We start from the raw sequence: 20,535 nt of genomic DNA on the forward strand, positions 1-20,535 counted from the left end.
CTTTTTTGTTTTAAAAAAGGAGGAACCTGCAATGTCAAAGAAACAATTTGTTGAGAAAATTACAAGCATGGAAGACGACTTTGCCCAGTGGTATACAGATGTTGTCACAAAGGCGCGGCTCGTCGATTATTCAAGCGTGAGAGGCAGTATGATCATTCAGCCGTACGGCTTTAAAATTTGGGAGAATATTCGCGACGAACTTGACCGCCAGATTAAAGAAACGGGTCATGAGAATGTCTATATGCCGCTCTTTATCCCAGAGAGCCTGCTTCAGCAGGAAAAAGATCATATCGAAGGCTTTGCTCCTGAAGTGGCGTGGGTGACACATGGCGGTGAATCCGAATTACAAGAAAGGCTCTGCGTCAGACCGACCTCTGAAGTGCTGTTCGCTGAGCATTACAAAAACATTATTCATTCCTACCGCGATTTACCGAAGCTATATAACCAATGGGCCAATGTCGTCCGCTGGGAAAAGACAACACGTCCCTTCCTCAGAACCCTTGAATTCCTATGGCAGGAAGGGCACACGTGCCATGAGACTGAGCAAGAAGCGATTGAAGAAACACAAAGAATGCTTCACATTTACGCTTCTCTTTGCGAAGATCTCCTTGCCATTCCTGTCATTAAAGGGAGAAAAACAGAGAAGGAAAAATTCGCCGGCGCTCGCTTCACCTATACGGTTGAAAGCTTGATGCATGATGGAAAAGCGCTGCAAACTGCCACTTCTCATTTCTTCGGGAACGGATTTGCCAAAGCATTTGGCATCGAATTCTTAAACCGTGAAGGAAAACTAGAGCACGTCCAGCAAACCTCTTGGGGTTTCACAACAAGAATCATTGGCGCGATGATCATGGTTCATGGCGATGACAGAGGGCTCGTCCTCCCGCCAAATATTGCGCCAACCCAAGTGCGTATCGTGCCAATCGCTTCTCATAAAGAAGGGGTGCTGGATCATGCCTACGAATTGAAGGATCGCCTCGCCCGCATCGCACGTGCTGACATCGACGCAAGCGATAAACAGCCAGGCTGGAAATTCAACGAGTGTGAAATGCAAGGTATTCCGCTACGTGTAGAAGTAGGACCAAAGGACATCGAAAAAGGACAGGTGATGCTTGCAAGACGAGACACTGGTGAAAAGCAAGCTGTCACGTTAGATGCCCTTGAACAAACCATCACAGCAACGCTTGAAGACATCCAGCGGACGATGTACGAAAAAGCGAAAGAACGATTACATAAAAAGACATCACACGCCCACACAATCGAAGACATCGAGCAAATTCTTGCGGAAGAAAACCGATTGATTAAAGCCATGTGGTGCGGTGATGAGGCCTGTGAAAACGACATTAAAGAAAGAACAGGTGCGACCTCACGCTGTATTCCATTCGAACAGGAAACCATTTCTGACACATGTGTCTGCTGCGGCAAGCCTGCATCTGATATGGTGTTCTGGGCGAAAGCCTATTAAGAATATGAACGATAAAGAAGCATCTCTCATGATGCTTCTTTTTTTGTTAAAAAGACCCAAACACCCATTGACCTCACCTGCTTGATCCCCTATAATTCATATTAATATAATCGGTTTTTAAGAATTTAACTGGAGTGGTGATACATGAAACGCTGGCCCTCATTCTTTGCCGAACGCTGTCCTAAATGTAAATCAGCATTAGAAGTCTCAAAGTCCAATGCCCTGCAAGGCAAAGTCGTGAAAACATGTCCCAACCTTCATTATCAAAAAGAGTACCACCCAGCACTAGAAACGTATATTGAGCACGATGACGTCCAATAAAAAAGACCAACATGTTTGCTTTGTTGGTCTTTTCTTTATAAAATATCCAGCCAAATTTTGACCGCTGTCGCCGTAATCATCACAGCAAGTGCCCATTGCAAGTAGACGGCGTTGATTTTCTGACCGACCTTCGCACCAATCGGAGCTGCCATCAAACTTGCCGCCATCAGCACAACAGCAGGAAGAAGCATGACCTGACCCGTCAATACCTTTCCAGTCGATGCGCCTATCGCAGAAAGAAACGTAATTGCAAGTGACGACGCAATCGTCATCCGTACAGGAATTTTTAAAATAGACAGCATCACAGGCACTAAAATAAATGCTCCGCCTGCACCTAATACCCCGGAAACACTGCCAATCACAAAGGCAATAGCTGATGCCAGCCCTTTATGAAAAGTGACTTCTCCCTCTGCGTCTGCACGCTGCCCTTTTTTCGGAATCAGCATGAGAATAACCGCTACAATGGCGAGTAATCCATAGACGAGGTTCATCCCTTTCTCCGGCATAAAATGTGATACATAACTGCCTAATAAGCTGCCCGCCAATATACTGCTTCCCATATATAAAATCAGCGAGCGATGTAAAAATCCGCTTTTCCGATAAGCAAGTACACCACCCAGTGTCGAAAAAAGCACTTGAATGGCACCAATCCCTGATACCTCATGTGCTGATAGTGCCATCACACCGAAAAGAGGCGGGATATAAAGCAGCATGGGATAGTTGATCACAGATCCGCCGATCCCCACCATTCCTGATAAGAAGGAACCAATACATCCGATGATAAAAAGTGTAATCAAAAATGCAAAATCCACGCTGGTCTCCTCCTTTGCAAAAGGAAAAGGGGATCTTCAGCAGATACCCCTACATCCTTTAGGACCCTTTTCTCATCCAGAACTTCAACACGTGACCTTCTTCTGTCTGCGTGATCAATTCATGTCCGCTTGACTTCGCCCATGCGGCCAAGTCAGCTTTAGCCCCTTTATCTGTTGCATGTATTTCTAAAACTTGACCTTCCGCCAAGTCGTTCATTTTTTTCTTCGTTCGAATAATCGGCATTGGGCAAGCGAGCCCTGTTACGTCTAAAATTTGATCTGATGTCATTTGATCGTTCCTCTTTTCTTATTTTATTGGACATTATCGAATCGCACAACGGTTTGGACCCATTTCCATTTCACGCTGCTCTTCCACATCTGGGTTCAGCTTCCCCATATTGGCTTGACGAATCTCTTGAAAGGCATGCGGCTGTGCAGGCAATCCCTTCGTCACCATCTGTCTAAACACATGTTGATCTTCAATATGGAGCCCATGATTTTCTTTTAAAAGTGAGCCGAGCTCCTTCCAAACACTGCCGTCTTCATTCATTTCTTCGATGGTCATGAAGTGCGCAGGCAGAACGATGTATTCCTTTGAAAACGCCATATACCGTTCATAAAGCGTCTCTCTCAAATCATCTACCCAGTCCTCCGCCATTCCAGCAAGATCAGGTCTTCCAATCGAATCAATGAACAAAATATCACCTGAAAGAAGATATTGATTGTCTACGATAAAAGATGTTGAGCCGATCGTATGTCCCGGGGAATAAATGGGATGAATTTCAATAGAAGCTGCTCCAATCGTTATCCGCTGTCCTTCTTCAAGACGTTTATATTCAAAGGTTACCTCTTCGGCATCTTTTGGCGGCAGCCAGTAGGTAGCACCCGTTAGTTCAGCCAGCTTTTTCCCACCAGAAATATGATCTGCATGAAGGTGAGTATCCAGCACATGCGTCACAGAGACATCATGCTTTTTTGCAAAATCGATATAGCTCTCCGTCATTCGAGCTGCATCTACAACTGCAGCTTCTCCTTTGGACACGATCATATAGGACAGACACCCTTTGCCCATCCGTACAAATTGATACAACTCTCCGCCGCCGCTTAAATCACCTATTTTCACTGGCTCTAGATGCTCACTCCATGCTTTCATGCCGCCCTGCAAATAATGAACAGGCACGCCAGCCTCTGACAGCATCTCCGCCACCAGGATAGAGGAACCTTCCTTGGCACAAACCACCAACACTTCACGGTCACTAGGAATGTGCTGTAAAAGGCCCTCTACTCCGTCAAGCAGATCAAAATAAGGCACATTCATATCAACGATTGCTTCCCCTTCAATCTTCCAGTCCTGCACATCTGCTTGATTTCGCACATCTAGCAAAAAGAGCGGCTCTTTGCCCACGATCTTTTTTGTTAACTGCTCTGCAGTCATGGCTTTTACCGTCATGTTTTATTCAGCTCCTATTTTTCAATGGCTCCTGTCCAGCTATTCATGCCTGGCACCACATTGATTAATTGTTGAAATCCTTTCTCTTTTAGCTTTTGCGCAGCTAATTCACTTCTTCTGCCTGAATGACAGATGAGATAAATGTCCGATTCTCTTGTTAACTCCTCTGCACGATCTTCCACCTCTCCAAGCGGGATATGAACGGCTCCTGGGATATGCCCCGCTTCGTATTCATCCAGCTCTCGTACATCCAAAATAAACAGAGATTGATCTTCTTTTACCTTCTGTTGAAAGGCATTCAAAGATATTTCCGAAATCATAGGCTCTTCCTCTTGCGCTCCGCCCTTACGAATCAAATGATGGAGCACCTGACCCTCTACTTTTGTTCCTAAAAACTCATGGCCGGCACTTTTTGACCAAGCCGCTAAATCCGCTGCTGATCCTTTATCGGTAGCTTGCACTTCAAGTACATCTCCTGGCAAAAGCTCATTCATTTGTTTTTTTGTTTTCACAATCGGCATCGGGCATGCCAATCCTTTTGCATCTAAAATGACTGTTGGTTGCTGCATATGATGTCCTCCTTTATATAGGGGCGGGGGTATCTTTTTATGCGTGCTTAATGCCAAGCATTCATACCACCCTTGATGTTTGTAATATGAGTAAATCCTTGCTTCTTCAATATTTTCGCTGCCTGCATACTTCTCATTCCGCTTTGGCATATCACGTAGATCTCTTCATTTTTCTCAAGCTGAGAAGCTCGTTCTTTTAACTGAGGTAAAGGAATGTTTCGAAACCCTTTAATATGGTTTGTTTGAAATTCTACTGGTGATCGTACGTCAATGAGCTGTTGACCTTGGTTTTTCAGTTTTTTCTTCATATCGGCTGCATCCATTTGGTTCACACCTCGAACCGGCAGGAAACGGCTCACAAGTAAGCCCATCACCAGGATGAACAAAATCGTTTGAATCATTTCATCACCTCACTAAATAAATAAATTCACATGTCCGATTTCAGCCTCTGCTAAATAAGCGGCGACACCAGCATATTGAATGTCATCTAATAATTCTTTCTCCTGCAGCCCTAAAAGGTCCATCGTCATTGTACATGCTACGAGATTAATCTCCTGTTCCTTCGCCATATCAATGAGCTGCGGCAAGGTCATGGCATTGTGCTTTTTGATCACGTGCTTAATCATTTTTGGGCCCATTCCAGCAAAATTCATCTTTGAAATGCCCATTCGATCAGCCCCGCGCGGCATCATCTTGCCAAACATTTTTTCTAAAAAACCTTTTTTCATTGGCACCATTTCATCCTTGCGCAAGGCATTCAGCCCCCAAAAGGTATGAAAAATCGTCACCTCATGATCATAGGCCGCTGCACCATTGGCAATAATGTAAGCCGCCATTGCTTTATCATAATCTCCACTAAATAGCACAATCGTCGTGCGTTTTTTCTGTTCTGCCATCCTGCTCCTCCTTCACAATTACCCATAGGGGTATATAAAAACAAAAAATATATACACATACCGGTAAGGGTATATTATAACAAGTAAAAAAATCCGTCAACCTTCAAAGGCTGATGAATTTCTTACCGGCTTTTCACCAATAGCTCAACCGCTTCTTTCACAAGACCCTCCGTATCCTTGCCTTGTTCAAGACTTTCTCGGACACATTGTTCAAGGTTTGTACTCACAATCACACCCATTGCACGATCAATGGCATTGCGTGATGCAGACAGCTGCGTCACCACCTCGCGGCAATCCTTTCCCTGCTCCATCATCGCAAGAACCCCTTTAATCTGCCCCTCAATCCGGCGAAGACGGTTCTTCATCTGCTGATTATATTCCATGCACAAGTACCCCTTTCTATTCTTTCTATGAACAGATAGTATACCCTAAGAGGTATTTAGTCAAACGACTTGCCCTTCTCTTTTGTAGAGAACGTATGTGAAAAGAATTGCACATTCCACCATTTATGAAGAAGATTAACAACCAACGAGAAATCATTGAAGATAACTAGCCTTCAATCAAACGTTTTAACTTAAGCTCCGTATCAGTATCCTCAACTGGAGTATAGACGCTGCATCTTAGATCAGTATCCCCATACACTTGTAATGAAGTGAGATTAAACAACATTTTACCTGCCTTAGCATGACGAAATTCAATTAATACTTCAGGTGCATAGCTGATCTCATTTTCATTCCAGATTTTACGAAACTCAGGATATGCCTGCTCCATTTCTTCTATAAATTGCTCATACCAGTCATCTGCCACATACTGTCCATAATACGTTCTAAATATGGCAATATATCCTCTAACAAAATGCTCCCAATTCACCGCTAAACTTTTAAATTCCTTTCTTGCGAATAGTAAGCGTATGATATTCCTTTCTGCCGGATTGATTTGTTCAAAGTCCAAAAAGACATTCGCAGCTGCTTGATTCCAGCCAACAATCTGACTTCTTCTATCAGATACAATCGTCGGGCAATAACGAAGTTCCTGCAAAATTTTCACTAAAGCCGGACTGATTTCTTTCTCATTCTCAATGATAAAGGATTGTTTCACTCCTTCCTCTAACGCTAAAGCGTACAAATATCTCCTTTCATCGTTATTTAATTGTAATGCACGAGAAATCGCATCTAATACCGAAGTCGATACTTTTATATCTCTCCCTTGCTCTAACCATGTATACCAGGTAAGACTCACACCGGCTAGTTGAGCCACTTCTTCTCTTCTTAGTCCTGGTGTTCTTCTACGGGTTCCTACAGGTAAACCAACCATTTGAGGCGTAATTTTCGAACGTTGATTTTTTAGAAATTCTGATAATGCTTGAAGTCTAGTTTCAGGTTTCATTTAGATCTCCCTTTAAAAGAGTATTAATTATACTAGGATAAACAACAACTTGTAATAGGATAACACAATGGCTAAAGTTAATAAAAACAAGGAGGGAATGATCATGAAAAGAGTTGTCATTACTGGAATGGGAATTATTTCTCCACTTGGAAATGATGTAAATAGCTTTTGGAATCAACTTATCAAAGGACAATCGGGAATATCTCTCATTGATTCTTTTGATACAACTGATTATAAAACAAAAATAGCTGGAATCGTTCGTGATTTCGATGCAGATGAAATATTGGGAAGAAAAGAAGCAAAACGATTAGACCGTTTTAGTCAGTTTGCCTTAGCAGCAGCCGAACAAGCATTAGAAAATTCGCAATTACAGTTAGATCAAGTTGATCTTGAACGTTTAGGCGTATATGTTGGTTCAGGAATCGGGGGAATCCAATCGCTTGTTGATCATGTCAATGTATTAGATAAACGAGGTCCCTCAAGAGTAAGCCCCAGCCTTGTCCCCATGATGATTTCAAATGCAGCTGCGGCCCAAATAAGCATTAGATTAGGGGCACAAGGGCCATCATTGTCACCAGTCACAGCTTGTTCTATTGGGAACACCTCTATTGGCGAAGCTTTCAATGCGATCCGAAATGATGATGCAGATATTATATTTGCCGGAGGAGCAGAAGCTGCTGTTTCACAGATATCTTTGGCCAGTTTTGGAAACGCACATGCACTATCTACTAGAAACCAAGACCCAAGCCGGGCCAGCCGTCCATTCGATACAGATAGAGATGGCTTTGTGATGAGTGAAGGCGCAGGTATCTTAGTATTAGAATCATTAGAAAACGCGATTCTTAGAGATGCGCCGATACTATGTGAAGTAGTGGGATACGGAGCTAGTTCAGACGCTCATCATATGGTAGCATCCCACCCAGAAGGTAAAGGTGCCTACTTAGCCATGAAAAAAGCATTGAGAAGTGCAAACATATCAACAGATGATATTGATGTTATTAGTGCACATGCAACAAGTACACAAGTAGGTGATCGTTCAGAAGTTCTAGCTATTAAGAAATTATTTGGTGAACGTTCAGGTGAAATTCCAACAACGGCAAACAAATCAATGACAGGGCATATGTTTGGTGCTGCCGGCGGAGTAGAAGCCATTGCTTTAGTGGAAAGTTTAAGACGAGGAATGATTCCGCCAACTATTAATGTAGAGAAGCTAGATCCAGACTGCAAGTTAGATGTTGTATTAGAAGCGAGACAGCTTCCATTGAAATATGGGCTATCCAATTCTTTTGGTTTTGGAGGACATAATTCAGCCATCTTGTTAAAACATTACGATTGATGTAGCTATCAAGGGTTTATAGCCCTTGATTTTTTTATTTTGGGAATACCTCACAGACAAATGATGACGGGCAACAGCAATCTGATATATTAAATAGAGAAAAGAGAATACTAAAAAACATATAGAAAGGAAGGTGATCCCATGCCAAACAACCAAACACCCAACCCGCTCATCCATGAAAAATCACCGTATCTCCTTCAGCACGCTCACAACCCAGTACACTGGTACCCGTGGGGGCAAGAAGCATTCGATAAAGCCAAACGTGAAAATAAACCTGTGCTTGTCAGCATCGGTTATGCCACTTGTCACTGGTGCCACGTCATGGCACACGAAAGCTTCGAAGATCAACAAGTCGCTGACATCTTAAATGAGCATTTCATTTCCATCAAAGTCGATCGTGAGGAGCGTCCAGATATCGACTCGATGTATATGTCTGTTTGTCAGATGATGACGGGGCAAGGCGGCTGGCCGCTCAACGTGTTTGTCACGCCGGATCAAAAGCCTTTTTATGCGGGGACATATTTCCCAAAAAGAAGTGCATACGGGCGTCCTGGCTTCATCGAGGCACTGACACAACTGCTGGATGCGTACCATAACGACCGGGATCATATTGAATCATTGGCTGAGAAAGCGACAAATAACTTGCGGATTAAAGCAGCTGGGCAGACAGAAAACACACTGTCTCAAGAGGCAGTTCACAAAGCCTATTATCAGCTCATGAGCAGCTTTGATACGCTGTATGGCGGATTCGGCTCCGCACCAAAATTTCCTGTACCTCATATGCTCTCATTTCTGATGCGCTATTACGAATGGACTGAACAGGAGAATGCGCTGTATGCAGTCACGAAAACGTTAGATGGAATGGCAAATGGCGGTATATATGACCATATTGGTTCCGGCTTTTCTCGTTATTCGACGGATGAAAAATGGCTTGTGCCGCATTTTGAAAAAATGCTGTATGATAACGCCTTGCTGATGGAAGCTTACACAGAAGCGTATCAGCTCACCTCAAAACCTGAGTATAAAAAGCTTGTCCAACACCTGATCCAATTTATCAAACAAGATATGATGAATCCGGGCGGCTCATTTTATTCAGCGATAGATGCAGATTCTGAAGGGAAAGAAGGACAATATTACGTCTGGTCAAAAGATGAGATCATCACCCATTTAGGGGAGGAGCTTGGCGCTTTATTTTGCGAAGTCTATCACATCACAGAAGAGGGGAACTTTGAAGGGGAGAACATCCCTCATACCATTTCTACCTCTTTTGAGGACATCAAAGCCTCTTTTTCGATCGATGATAAAACCCTTCAGTCTAAGCTGCAAGAAGCCCGGTATATTTTACAATCAGTCAGACAGCAGCGACCCGCGCCGCTTGTCGATGACAAGGTGCTTACATCTTGGAATGCGCTGATGATCGCAGCTCTCGCCAAAGCAGGAAGGGTCTTTGATGAAGAGGAAGCGATCCATATGGCGAAGCAGGCGATGTCTTTTCTAGAAACACATCTTGTTCAACATGATCGTCTCATGGTCCGATATAGAGAAGGTGACGTGAAGCATCTCGGCTTTATCGAGGATTATGCGCATATGCTAAAAGCCTATATGTCTTTATATGAAGCGACCTTTGAATTAGATTGGCTGGAAAAAGCCACAGCCATTGCCGAGAACATGTTTGAGCTGTTTTGGGACAAGGAAAATGGGGGCTTTTTCTTCTCAGGTTCAGACGCGGAAGCGCTCATCGTTCGAGAAAAAGAAGTGTACGACGGTGCCATGCCTTCTGGCAACAGCACTGCACTCAAGCACCTTCTCATGCTAAGCAGACTGACCGGACGTCAGGATTGGCTAGACACATTACAGCAGATGTTCCAAGCCTTTTATGTCGATGTCTCTTCCTACCCAAGCGGACACACAGCGTTTCTGCAAGGGCTCCTAAGTCAATATGCAACGAAAAGAGAAATAATCATTCTCGGAAAAAACGGCGACCCTCAAAAAGAACAGCTTTTACAGGCGCTTCAAAAACGCTTCGTGCCATTTGATATCATATTGACTGCCGAAACAGGGGAAGAATTAGCGAAGATCGCGCCCTTTACAAAAGATTACAAAACAATCGATGGCAAAACCACCGTGTATATTTGTGAAAACTACAGCTGCCGCCAGCCAATCACCGATATCGAAGAAGTGATGGAACAATTATTCCACAATTGAGTTTGTCATGAGATGACTATGAGAAGACAAAATGAGGACAAACAGATAAAAAACATGTCAATCCGCTAACAAATTGTCTGTACGGTTTTATTTTTCCTAAAAAACGGTTAGAATGCGCACTAGACGTTCTCATACCGAAGGGAGAGAAAATGATGAAAAAGGTATCATACACACTCATCGCTTGTTTGTTATCTGTTGGACTTGCAGCCTGCTCGTCAAACGATGCCAAACAAGATAAGCAAAACGATTCAGCCAAAAACAAGGAAACAACACAGGCTGATCAAAAAGAGCAGCAAAAGCAAATGGAAGAAATGCAAAAGAAATTAGACGCACAAAAAATCGATGATCAAAAGGTCGTTGCGACTGTCAACAAAGACAAAATCACAGGCAGTGAATACAATAGCGCTTTATCTACCATTCAAGGCCAGCTTCAGCAGTCCGGGCAAGACCCCACTTCTAAAGAAGGCGAAAAAGCAGTCAAGAAACAAACCATTGATGCGCTCGTAGGCCAAGAGCTCATCCTGCAAGATGCTGAGAAGAAGGGCTTCAAAGCCTCTGACAAAGAGGTAGATAAGCAGCTAAAGGAAGAAAAGAAACAGTTTAAAGACAACGCTCAATTCGAAGAAGCACTGAAAAAGAGCGGACTCACATTGGATCAGCTGAAAAGCGACATTGCCGACAGCATCAAATACAGCCAATATGTCGACAAAGAAATCAAATCAGCCTCCGTCTCTGAGAAAGATGTCAAAGCGTACTATGATCAATACGCAGACCAAATGAAAAAACAAAAGCAAAAAGCACCAGAATACAAAGAGGTTAAATCACAAATTAAAAAACAGCTAGAATCTCAAGAAAAGCAAAAAGAAGTCCAAAAAGAAATTGAAAAACTAAAGAAGTCTGCGAAAATTAATGTGTCTCTATAACTGCTAAGAAAAAATCCGCCATTGTGCGGATTTTTTTGTTACTTCATGAACCATTTTTCCAAATTTATGACAAAAGCCTCATCATAAACGTCTCTTCCATCCGATATGATGGGAGTACAAAAGAAAGCGCTAACAATTCTTTTGTCTCTGAAAAGGTACAGGATCAAAAGCAATTCTCGTACTTTTGCTTCAGTCAATCGGACATCTACAAAAGGAGGATCTTTATGTTCAAATGGTTTAAACCTGCTCCACATATCGACAGGCTTGATGATGCCAAAACAGACGAGACGTATAAGCGGCTGCGGCTGCAAGTCTTTTTAGGCATCTTTATCGGGTATGCGGGCTACTATTTGCTGCGCAAAAATTTCGCTTTTGCCATTCCATATCTACAGGAAGAAGGGTTCACGAAAAGTGAATTAGGCTTTGTACTTGCAGCTGTATCTATCGCTTATGGCTTTAGTAAATTCATCATGGGGATGATCTCAGACCGCTGTAACCCCAGATACTTTTTAGCTGCCGGACTCTTTTTATCAGCTCTTATCAATATCCTATTTGTCTCATTTCCATGGGTCACATCCAGTGTATGGATCATGTTTTTATTCATGTTCTTAAACGGCTGGTTTCAAGGCATGGGGTGGCCGCCATGCGGGCGTACGATGGCGCACTGGTTTTCGGTTAGTGAACGTGGTACGAAAATGTCCATTTGGAACGTCGCTCACAATATCGGCGGCGGAATTCTTGCACCGCTTATCACATTAGGGATTGTGCTGTTTGCGACGTGGAAAAGTATCTTTTTCTTCCCTGCCATCATTGCCATTATCGTCTCCTTCGTGATCATTCTTCTCGTACGGGATACCCCGCAATCCACTGGTCTTCCGCCAATCGAGGAATATCGAAATGACTATCCGGCCCAAAAGTATGAGGATCAAGAAAAAGAATTAACAGTGAAAGAGATTTTATTTAAATATGTACTCAACAATAAATTCCTATGGTATATCGCCATTGCCAACGTGTTTGTGTACTTTGTCCGTTACGGTGTCGTTGACTGGGCGCCGACCTACTTAACAGAAGCAAAAGGCTTTTCACCAGAGCATTCACGCTGGTCTTATTTTCTTTATGAATATGCAGGCATTCCTGGTACATTATTGTGCGGCTGGATCAGTGACCGCTTCTTTAGAAGCCGCCGCGCACCAGCTGGCGTCATCTTTATGGCCGGGGTGTTAATTGCCGTTCTTGTTTACTGGCTAAACCCTGCAGGCAATCCAATGGTCGATAACATTGCCCTCATCAGCATCGGCTTTTTGATTTACGGACCGGTCATGCTCATTGGACTTCAAGCCATTGATCTCGCTCCGAAAAAAGCGGCTGGAACTGCTGCCGGACTGACAGGCTTCTTCGGCTACATTGGCGGCTCTGCCTTTGCCAATGCCATGATGGGTGTCGTCGTAGATCACTATGACTGGACAGGAGGCTTCATTTTACTGGTTGGTTCTTGTGTGCTTGCGATTGTTTTCCTCGCCATGACATGGAATACAGGAAAGCGCGTAGAGCAAGCTTAATGAAAATCACATAAAAGATTCATATCCGCCCAACATGCTCTTTACATCTATTTCTTATGATGGAGGCAGTTACCGTAAAAGGAGGATAAAATATGAAGAAAAGTAGATTACTTGCTTTCGTGTTGCTCTCTTTTGCTTTACTGTCTTTTGCGTGGGTGCCGGCCACCGTATCGGCACATGAAAACCTTTTATCTCCAGATCGCATCTTAACCGTTGCACACCGCGGAGCATCAGGGTATGCACCAGAGCATACCCTGGCTTCCTACAAGCTCGCCACAAAGATGAATGCAGATTACCTCGAACTCGACCTTCAAATGACAAAGGATGGACATCTCATCGTGATGCATGATGAAACCGTTGACCGAACCACTAACGGAACAGGCTGGGTCAAAGACCTCACACTTGCTGAAATCAAACAGCTTGATGCTGGTACATGGTTTAACGAAGCAAATCCCGACAGACAAAATGCCAACTATATCGGACAGAGAGTCCTTACATTAGATGAGGTGCTGCGCTATTTCGGCAAACGAGAGAATTATTATATTGAAACAAAAAAACCAGACCTTTATCCGCAAATGGAAGAAAAACTATTGGCCGCCTTAAAGAAACATCACCTTCTTGGGAAACACACAAGAAAAGGCCAGGTCATCATTCAATCCTTTAGTGAAGACAGCCTGCTAAAGCTGCAGAAATTAGCTCCACGCCTGCCAAAAGTACAACTATTAGACAGAGCACAAATGGCATCGATCACAGACGATCAGCTCAACTTCATCAAAACGTACGCTGTAGGGGTCGGACCGAATTTTAGAGCATTAACACCTGAAAACGTCCAGCAGGTCAGAAGCCATGGACTCCTCCTTCATCCATATACGGTCAACAGCGAAGCAGATATGACCCGTCTACTGCAATACGGCGTCACCGGTCTTTTCACCAACTATCCAGATGTCTTTAACCGTGTAAAAGCTTCACTCTAAATAAAAAAAGCCTTGCGGTCCGGGACTGACCCCATAAGATGAGACAAATAAAAAACACCTTCAAGTTTGAAAACGGATCGTTGTAATCCGAAATAAAACATGGAGGTGTTTTTTCTATGGGGACAAGAGTGAGTTATCCGGTTGAAGTCAAGCAGAAGGCTGTAGACATGAGATTGGCAGGCGTATCTATGAAAGAGATCATGCAGGAATTGAATATCAAAAATAAAACGCAGGTTCAGACATGGGTGAGGTGGCATAAGGCTGGGGATACACACCGGTTCGAACAGCCTGTTGGAAAACAATATACCTATGGAAAGGGTCCCGAGTACTCTTCCGAATTAGAGAGACTGCAGGCAGAAAATCGCTATCTGAGTCAACAGAATGAAGTTTTAAAAAAGTACAACGAATTGGAAAGGAAGTTGATAAGGAAACGTCAATCAAACTAGTAGAAGAATTGTGCAAAATGATGACAGTACAGGACATTTGTGTCCATTTAAGCATCTCTCGCGCTTCGTACTATAGATGGAAAAAAGATCTGACTCAGAATCATTCTAAAAAACAACTAGAGAAGCAAATCGGCACGTTGTGCCGAGAGCACAAGTATCGATATGGATACCGAAAAATCACAGCCTTACTAAAAGTGAGAATGCGTATTAACCATAAAACTGTTCAACGTATCATGCAGAAAAACCAGTGGCAGTGCCGGGTTAAAATGAAAAAGCGTAAGAAGAATGGGCAGCCCTATGCCGTGGCCGGTAATATACTGGATCGGAACTTTCAGTCTGATCGTCCTCTTGAAAAACTAGTAACGGACATCACGTATTTGCCTTATGGACAGAAACAATTGTACCTTTCCAGTATATTGGATTTATATAATGGAGAAGTGATTGCGTTTACGATTGGTGATAAGCAGGACACAGACTTTATTTTAAACACACTTGATCAGCTCCCAGCACTGCCTGAAAACTGTGTGTTACATAGCGACCAAGGTTCTGTGTATACATCTTACGAGTATCAGAAAGCTGTTCATATAAAAGGCATTACCATGAGCATGTCCCGTAAAGGGACGCCCGCTGATAATGCCTCCATCGAATCGTTTCATTCCTCGCTAAAGTCTGAAACGTTCTATCTTAACAGCATTGATCGAACTACGACCACCATCGTAGAACGCACTGTCAAAGAATACATTTATTATTATAACAACATTCGTATTCAAACAAAACTAAACAACCAATCACCGATCAACTATCGGCAATTGGCTGTATAAAGGTGTTTTGATCCCTGTCTCAAAAACGGGGGTCAGTCCCGTCCATCCCGCAAGGCTTTTGATTATTTTACCGTTTGATCAGTAGAAGCTGTTTCAATCGGCTTCCGTTTTCCAATCCCAAATACAAAAAAGCTAAGTGCCACTAAAATCAAGAACCCAATTGCTACAATAAGAGAAATACGCGTATCCTGATTAATGAGCATAAACACAAGAACCATTAATAAAAATCCGATTGTAAGATAGTTAGAAAACGGTGCTAGCGGCATCTTGAACGGGTGCTGATCAAGTGCTGCCCCTTTTGCCTTTCTGAAGCCAATATGACTAATCAAAATGACAAACCAAGGCACCATCCCAGGAAGGACGCTCGCACTATACACATAGACGAAAATATTTGGCGGAGAAACATAATTCAGGACCACTCCTATCGCTAAACCAATCAGCACAGCGAATGTCCCAAAATACGGTACACCGTTCTTCGAAATTTTCGTAAAGAAAGCAGGTGCCTGACCATTCACACCTAATGTATAAAGCATACGGCCCGCACTGAAAATACCACTATTACAGCCGGACATCGCTGCTGTAATGACAACAAAGTTAATAATACCAGCTGCTGCTGTAATCCCGATCTTCGCAAACGTCGCTACAAATGGACTGCCAAGGGTATTCAGCTGATCCCAAGGATACACCGTCACAATGACAAAGATCGCACCGATATAGAAAATCAAAATACGCCAGATGATACTTTTGATGGCATTTGTCAGCGTCTTTTCTGGATTTTGTGCTTCACCTGCTGTAATCCCAATCAGCTCAACACCCTGGTAGGCAGCAATGACGAGCGACAATGCAAACAAGAACCCGGTAAATCCACCTGTAAAGAACCCGCCGTGCGCCCACAGATTAGACAAACCAATAGGCGTCCCGCCATTTCCAAAACCGAAGAAAATAATGCCTAAACCTGCAACAATCATCAAGATAATCGTCACAATTTTGATCATCGCAAACCAAAATTCAAATTCACCGAACGACTTAACCGAAATCAAGTTGGCCGCTCCTAAAATGATCATCGCAATTAATCCTGGAATCCACGCAGGCAGCTCTGGGAACCAATATTTCATATAAGCCCCAACCGCAATAATTTCAGACATTCCGACAATGACCCACTGGAACCAGTTACTCCAAGCCGTCATATACCCTGCAAGCGGATGAATATATTGATGCCCGAATGTAGCAAATGACCCTGTACTCGGCTCAAGATATAACATTTCTCCCATCGCACGCATAATAAAAAAGATAAAAATACCACACACTGCGTAAGCTAGAAGAACCGATGGACCTGTCCACTGAATGGCCTTCGCTGACCCCATAAATAAGCCAACACCGATTGTGCCGCCAAGAGCGATCATTTGAATATGGCGGGCACTTAACCCTCTCTTTAGTTCCTTTTGAGCCACTTTTCTTCCCCCTCATCAACAAACAACATAAAAAATAAAAATCAGAATTTTCATTCTGATTGAGAAACATCAATCTTTCGATGTATATTATCATAATAAATCTACCCTTAAAAAACAATTGTTTTTTTGAGAAAAACACTATTAACAAAATATTCTGACATAAAAGTAAGTTCAAATTATTTTATATTGATATAATCAATAATCAGAAAAATCTTCAAAAAAAGACCGTTCACACGGTCTTCTAAGCTCAAATTGTAAATTTATAGGAATTTCGGCAAATGCTTTCCTAAAACACTTTCCTCTGGTAAATCACAGTAGAAAGTCCCCAAGACAACAAGTAGAAGAGCATAATCAGCAAAGCTGACCCCGTATATAAAACAGGGATCGATACATTCATAATAAAATTAGTGAGCCCACTAAATTGCTCTGCTAAATAGAGAACAACAGGCGGTCCCATAGCAGATAATACGATAAAGCCAATGATCACTGCCATTGTAATATAACCAGGCTTTAAGATATAAAACAATGGAAACGTACACGCCGCGAACAATAAAAACAACCCGCTGCCAATCGCAATATCTGACAGCGAAAACAGCTTCCCAAACACAAGTAATGCAGCACTTGTCAGCCCGATCGCAATGACCATATAAAAAACGGCACCAAGATAACGGGAGGCAATAATTTCATTCCGGGTATAAGGCAAAGAATTTAATAGGATATTCGTTTCTGCCTTTTCATCATACGCATATGTGTTAAATGGAATGAAGACACTAGCGACTATAAACGTCAATACTGGATGTACATCCATGAAAATAAAAAATAAGATAAACGGAATAAAAATAAGTAACTGCTTCTTTTGCAAAATCACATCACGCTTAATTAAATGAAACATGCGCAGCCCCGCCTTTCAAATAAAACATGATATCCTCAAGCGACGCCGGTTCAATCACAACAGCATCCCCAAAAATAAGTTTCACCTCATCAATTCGATCTGATAATGCTTCAAAACCTGCTGATGTACGCTGAATATGGATAAACGCCTTTTCTGTGTCTCGATCCAATAAATCCAGGCTTCCTTTCACAAGCGCATAACTTTCTGCCACTTCATGAATCGACTGTTGAAAGACCAATCTTCCATTTTGTATAAACGCAATATAATCCGCGATCCGGTCTAAATCAGTCGTCACATGCGTCGAGAAAAAGATCGTCCGATTTCCATCAATCATCAATTCTTGTAACGTGCTGAGCAGCTCTCTTCTAAAAACCGGATCTAAACCAGCAGTTGGTTCATCCATGATAATCAGCTCTGCATGATGAGACAGCGCAATCGCTAGTGAAGCCTTCATCTGCATCCCTTTTGAAAATGTTTTGATCGCTTTATTCAGCGGCAGACCAAACTGTTCAATATATTGATTAAAAAGCTGGTCATCCCAGCGTTTATAGGCAGGAGCCACAATTCGTTTGATGTCCTTTAAATTCAACCCTGGGAAAAAAACATTGGCATCGTAAACAAAGCCGATTCGTTCCTTAATCTCTTTTTCATGAGTTTGATAATCCAATCCAAAGACCTTGATGTCACCTGAATCGGGCTTTAACAAATTCATGATCATTTTAATGGTAGTCGACTTACCCGCTCCATTCTCTCCAATAAACCCTGTGACAAAGCCTTTCTTAACCTGTAAATCAATATCCTGAACGGAAAAATCCTTGAATCGTTTCGAAACTCCTTTGAATTCAATCACATGCTCCACTCATCTCACTCCTCATATAAGAACTTTAATAACTGCTGCAATTCATCAAAAGATAAGCCTAATTCTTTCCCGTTTGTAACAACCGCTCCAAGCTGTTCCTCGATCACCTTCAATTTCTTCTCTCTCATCACTTCTAAGTTTTGTTCCGCAACAAATGATCCCTTGCCGACAATCGAATAAATAAATCCCGCCTTCTCTAACTCTTCATACGCTCGCTTTGTTGTAATCACGCTAATTTGTAGATCCTTCGCCAGTTTTCGAATAGACGGCAGCGCTGCACCTTCTTCAAGCTCACCCGTTAAAATCATCGATTTGATTTGATTCGTAATTTGCTCATAGATAGGCTCCTTAGAATGGTTTGAAATCGTAATTTGCATATAAAAACCTCTTTTTTCAGATAGTTGGAACGAAATATTGTATATACACTATATATACATTATATACACACTGAAAGAATATTCAACCATTTTAAAAATGTTCTCCTTATTTTTTTAAAATAAAAAACCGCACAGCCCTTAAGCCATGCGGTTCTTTAACAAAATGCTTATTTCCAATATACCCATTTGCCCATTAGCCACTCCACAGGACCTCTTCTCCATTTTTTCAAATAGAGATAGCTGATGAACAGCTGTGCTGTGTACAGTCCGACAGCAAGCAGCAGCCCAAACATTGACCCCAATTGTCCAAATAGACCAAGTCCATAAGAATAGAAAATCGTTGTACAAATAATCGACTGCGCCAAATAGTTTGAGAGAGACAAACGGCCAAGCCCTGCAAGCAGACGTTTGAAACCTTGGGCTGCCTTCGAATAGTAGAAAACAATAAAGGCTTGAATATACCCAATCGTCAGCACATAGGCACCCAGCGTAATCACCAATTCACTCCAAGGAGCATCAATGAACGTCGCACATTTTAAAACGAGCCCGATGATAATCATCCAAACCCAGCCTTTACGATAAGCCATTCCTCGATCTTCTTCTGTCAAATGACCCTTTTTCCCGATCGCCATGCCAAGCAGTGCAAACGGACCGATTATGATAGGAGCATAGAGAAGACTTAAAATTGGTGTCAGAGTAAGTGTTACAATTGCCATAATGATGGAGACGATTACCATATCATCTTCAATTGTAATCCGGCTCAATACAATATCACCATATGTACCATTCCCATATACATTCGTTAATAAATCAGAATTTCCGTAAATAAAATTCATTAGAGATGGATAAATCACTAATGATAAGGCACCTAAAATACCCGACCATATAAACACTGTTTTGATTCGACTGTTTATAAACATCATTAGGAAAAACGTACAAGCTCCATAATAGAGAAGAATGTCGCCACTCCAAATGAAGATTAGATGCAGCATCCCAAGCACAATCAAACCAAAACCTCGGCGAACGACAATGGCATTCGTATTCAGCCCCTTGGCCTTCGTCGATTCAATCAGCTTGATAAAAGAATACCCAAACAAAAAAGAAAAAATCGGATAAAAAGACCCTTGGAACAAAATTTCCGTCACATATACACCGAATTCCTGTCCCCAAAAACTCGAATCAAACATTTTCTCAAAATCATAATCATATTGGAAATTAAGCATATTCACAATCAAAATACCTAATAAACTAAAACCACGTAAACTATCAATTAACTCAACCCTAGATCCCTTCAACTCGACAGCTCCTTCGGACAATATAAAGATAAAGCATATTTATCCTACCACACTTTTAAAAAAATGGTTTCCATCCCCATGTGAAAAAGTGTGTTTTAAGGTAAATTTAATAAAAAAACCTAGAATCTATATTCTAGGTATCATACTAAATACTTATGACTTATGAATTTCTTCTTCCCGCAGCACACGCTTCAAATAAAACAAAATTCCCAAACCGAATAAAATCAATGCCATTTCCAAGTCTGCAGAAATCGGCAACCATTTCAGCATCATTAAAATCAGCAAAACCGCTCCAACACCTGCGAAAAAAATGACGTTTCTTTTTAATTCTTTGTTTGATTGAAACAACACTCTCTCCTCCTTGATACTTACTAACCAAATGAATGTTTTTCTAACCAGTCGGTATCTCCCATTTTCCAAGCTATTCATTGACCCTAAAAACTCCTTTGATCTTAAGGGCAAATCCAAGGAAGATGCTCAGGCCAGTTGAGTTTCTGC

At 42.2% G+C, this 20,535-nt stretch carries 22 protein-coding genes and 1 pseudogene; 9 read left to right on the forward strand and 14 right to left on the reverse strand.

Annotated features, from left to right (window positions below; translation table 11 throughout):
• The first annotated feature begins 31 nt into the window (after nucleotides 1-31).
• Together proS and M1D84_RS17845 are read left to right on the forward strand one after the other, a co-directional pair.
• Entirely contained in the window at nucleotides 32-1,465 is a 1,434-nt protein-coding gene (proS, locus tag M1D84_RS17840) for a proline--tRNA ligase (RefSeq protein ID WP_197172488.1), read from the forward strand.
• Nucleotides 1,466-1,609: 144 nt separating this feature from the next.
• A complete protein-coding gene (locus tag M1D84_RS17845) occupies nucleotides 1,610-1,786 on the forward strand; it encodes a hypothetical protein (RefSeq protein WP_162860209.1) in 177 nt (58 codons plus the stop codon).
• Between the two features lie 35 nt (nucleotides 1,787-1,821).
• On the opposite strand, the gene M1D84_RS17850 is transcribed toward M1D84_RS17845, so the two are convergent.
• From M1D84_RS17850 to M1D84_RS17885, 8 genes are all read right to left on the reverse strand, one after another.
• Nucleotides 1,822-2,598 carry a sulfite exporter TauE/SafE family protein gene (locus M1D84_RS17850; protein WP_046313651.1) on the reverse strand — a complete coding sequence of 259 codons (777 nt, stop codon included), beginning with the start codon at nucleotides 2,596-2,598 and terminating at the stop codon, nucleotides 1,822-1,824.
• 58 nt (nucleotides 2,599-2,656) lie between these two features.
• Complete coding sequence (locus M1D84_RS17855; protein WP_041106141.1) at nucleotides 2,657-2,887, reverse strand: sulfurtransferase TusA family protein; 231 nt, start codon at nucleotides 2,885-2,887, stop codon at nucleotides 2,657-2,659.
• A gap of 33 nt (nucleotides 2,888-2,920) precedes the next feature.
• Nucleotides 2,921-4,048: an MBL fold metallo-hydrolase gene (locus M1D84_RS17860; protein WP_103132643.1), complete on the reverse strand. Its 1,128-nt coding sequence runs from the start codon at nucleotides 4,046-4,048 to the stop codon at nucleotides 2,921-2,923.
• Between the two features lie 14 nt (nucleotides 4,049-4,062).
• Entirely contained in the window at nucleotides 4,063-4,617 is a 555-nt protein-coding gene (locus M1D84_RS17865; protein ID WP_024424423.1) for a sulfurtransferase TusA family protein, read from the reverse strand.
• 47 nt (nucleotides 4,618-4,664) lie between these two features.
• Nucleotides 4,665-5,018: a rhodanese-like domain-containing protein gene (locus tag M1D84_RS17870; RefSeq protein ID WP_197172491.1), complete on the reverse strand. Its 354-nt coding sequence runs from the start codon at nucleotides 5,016-5,018 to the stop codon at nucleotides 4,665-4,667.
• A gap of 12 nt (nucleotides 5,019-5,030) precedes the next feature.
• Nucleotides 5,031-5,513, reverse strand: a complete 483-nt coding sequence (locus tag M1D84_RS17875) for a DsrE/DsrF/DrsH-like family protein (protein WP_268416376.1) — start codon at nucleotides 5,511-5,513, stop codon at nucleotides 5,031-5,033.
• A 122-nt stretch (nucleotides 5,514-5,635) separates the two neighbouring features.
• On the reverse strand, nucleotides 5,636-5,896 hold the full coding sequence (locus M1D84_RS17880) for a metal-sensitive transcriptional regulator (RefSeq protein ID WP_003217059.1): 261 nt from the start codon (nucleotides 5,894-5,896) through the stop codon (nucleotides 5,636-5,638).
• Nucleotides 5,897-6,062: 166 nt separating this feature from the next.
• Nucleotides 6,063-6,899, reverse strand: coding sequence for a helix-turn-helix transcriptional regulator (locus M1D84_RS17885; protein WP_024424426.1), 837 nt, complete (start codon nucleotides 6,897-6,899; stop codon nucleotides 6,063-6,065).
• Between the two features lie 103 nt (nucleotides 6,900-7,002).
• Here M1D84_RS17885 and fabF point away from each other — a divergent pair, with 103 nt between their 5' ends.
• From fabF to M1D84_RS17920, 7 genes and pseudogenes are all read left to right on the forward strand, one after another.
• Nucleotides 7,003-8,235 (forward strand): beta-ketoacyl-ACP synthase II, encoded by a 1,233-nt coding sequence (gene fabF / locus M1D84_RS17890; protein ID WP_332285414.1) that lies wholly within the window; start codon nucleotides 7,003-7,005, stop codon nucleotides 8,233-8,235.
• 141 nt (nucleotides 8,236-8,376) lie between these two features.
• A pseudogene (locus M1D84_RS17895) lies at nucleotides 8,377-8,820 on the forward strand (thioredoxin domain-containing protein); the annotation flags it as partial.
• Nucleotides 8,821-9,705: 885 nt separating this feature from the next.
• Nucleotides 9,706-10,440, forward strand: coding sequence for a hypothetical protein (locus M1D84_RS17900; RefSeq protein WP_458106474.1), 735 nt, complete (start codon nucleotides 9,706-9,708; stop codon nucleotides 10,438-10,440).
• A 152-nt stretch (nucleotides 10,441-10,592) separates the two neighbouring features.
• Nucleotides 10,593-11,363 (forward strand): SurA N-terminal domain-containing protein, encoded by a 771-nt coding sequence (locus tag M1D84_RS17905; RefSeq protein ID WP_024424429.1) that lies wholly within the window; start codon nucleotides 10,593-10,595, stop codon nucleotides 11,361-11,363.
• A gap of 224 nt (nucleotides 11,364-11,587) precedes the next feature.
• A complete protein-coding gene (gene glpT, locus M1D84_RS17910) occupies nucleotides 11,588-12,922 on the forward strand; it encodes a glycerol-3-phosphate transporter (protein ID WP_061110460.1) in 1,335 nt (444 codons plus the stop codon).
• A gap of 92 nt (nucleotides 12,923-13,014) precedes the next feature.
• Nucleotides 13,015-13,896: a glycerophosphodiester phosphodiesterase gene (locus M1D84_RS17915; protein ID WP_458106361.1), complete on the forward strand. Its 882-nt coding sequence runs from the start codon at nucleotides 13,015-13,017 to the stop codon at nucleotides 13,894-13,896.
• A gap of 116 nt (nucleotides 13,897-14,012) precedes the next feature.
• Nucleotides 14,013-15,163, forward strand: a protein-coding gene (locus tag M1D84_RS17920) for an IS3 family transposase (protein WP_206534229.1) whose coding sequence is annotated in 2 segments (ribosomal slippage) — nucleotides 14,013-14,286 and nucleotides 14,286-15,163 — 1,152 coding nt in all. Because the reading frame shifts where the segments join, the coding sequence is not laid out codon by codon here.
• 62 nt (nucleotides 15,164-15,225) lie between these two features.
• Here the strand turns inward: M1D84_RS17920 and M1D84_RS17925 are convergent.
• The 6 genes from M1D84_RS17925 to M1D84_RS17950 form a co-directional block, all read right to left on the reverse strand.
• Nucleotides 15,226-16,614, reverse strand: coding sequence for an amino acid permease (locus M1D84_RS17925; RefSeq protein WP_458106362.1), 1,389 nt, complete (start codon nucleotides 16,612-16,614; stop codon nucleotides 15,226-15,228).
• A gap of 286 nt (nucleotides 16,615-16,900) precedes the next feature.
• Complete coding sequence (locus tag M1D84_RS17930; RefSeq protein ID WP_122631567.1) at nucleotides 16,901-17,506, reverse strand: ABC-2 transporter permease; 606 nt, start codon at nucleotides 17,504-17,506, stop codon at nucleotides 16,901-16,903.
• Complete coding sequence (locus tag M1D84_RS17935) at nucleotides 17,490-18,365, reverse strand: ABC transporter ATP-binding protein (RefSeq protein ID WP_197172513.1); 876 nt, start codon at nucleotides 18,363-18,365, stop codon at nucleotides 17,490-17,492. Before M1D84_RS17935 ends, M1D84_RS17930 begins: the two co-directional genes overlap by 17 nt.
• Nucleotides 18,366-18,370: 5 nt before the next feature.
• Complete coding sequence (locus M1D84_RS17940; protein WP_056768488.1) at nucleotides 18,371-18,742, reverse strand: GntR family transcriptional regulator; 372 nt, start codon at nucleotides 18,740-18,742, stop codon at nucleotides 18,371-18,373.
• 167 nt (nucleotides 18,743-18,909) lie between these two features.
• Entirely contained in the window at nucleotides 18,910-20,037 is a 1,128-nt protein-coding gene (locus M1D84_RS17945; protein ID WP_024424435.1) for a DUF418 domain-containing protein, read from the reverse strand.
• 153 nt (nucleotides 20,038-20,190) lie between these two features.
• Nucleotides 20,191-20,385 carry a hypothetical protein gene (locus tag M1D84_RS17950; protein ID WP_024424436.1) on the reverse strand — a complete coding sequence of 65 codons (195 nt, stop codon included), beginning with the start codon at nucleotides 20,383-20,385 and terminating at the stop codon, nucleotides 20,191-20,193.
• Nucleotides 20,386-20,535: the final 150 nt, after the last annotated feature.

The sequence above is a fragment of the Bacillus sp. PK5-006 genome, assembly GCF_054161415.1.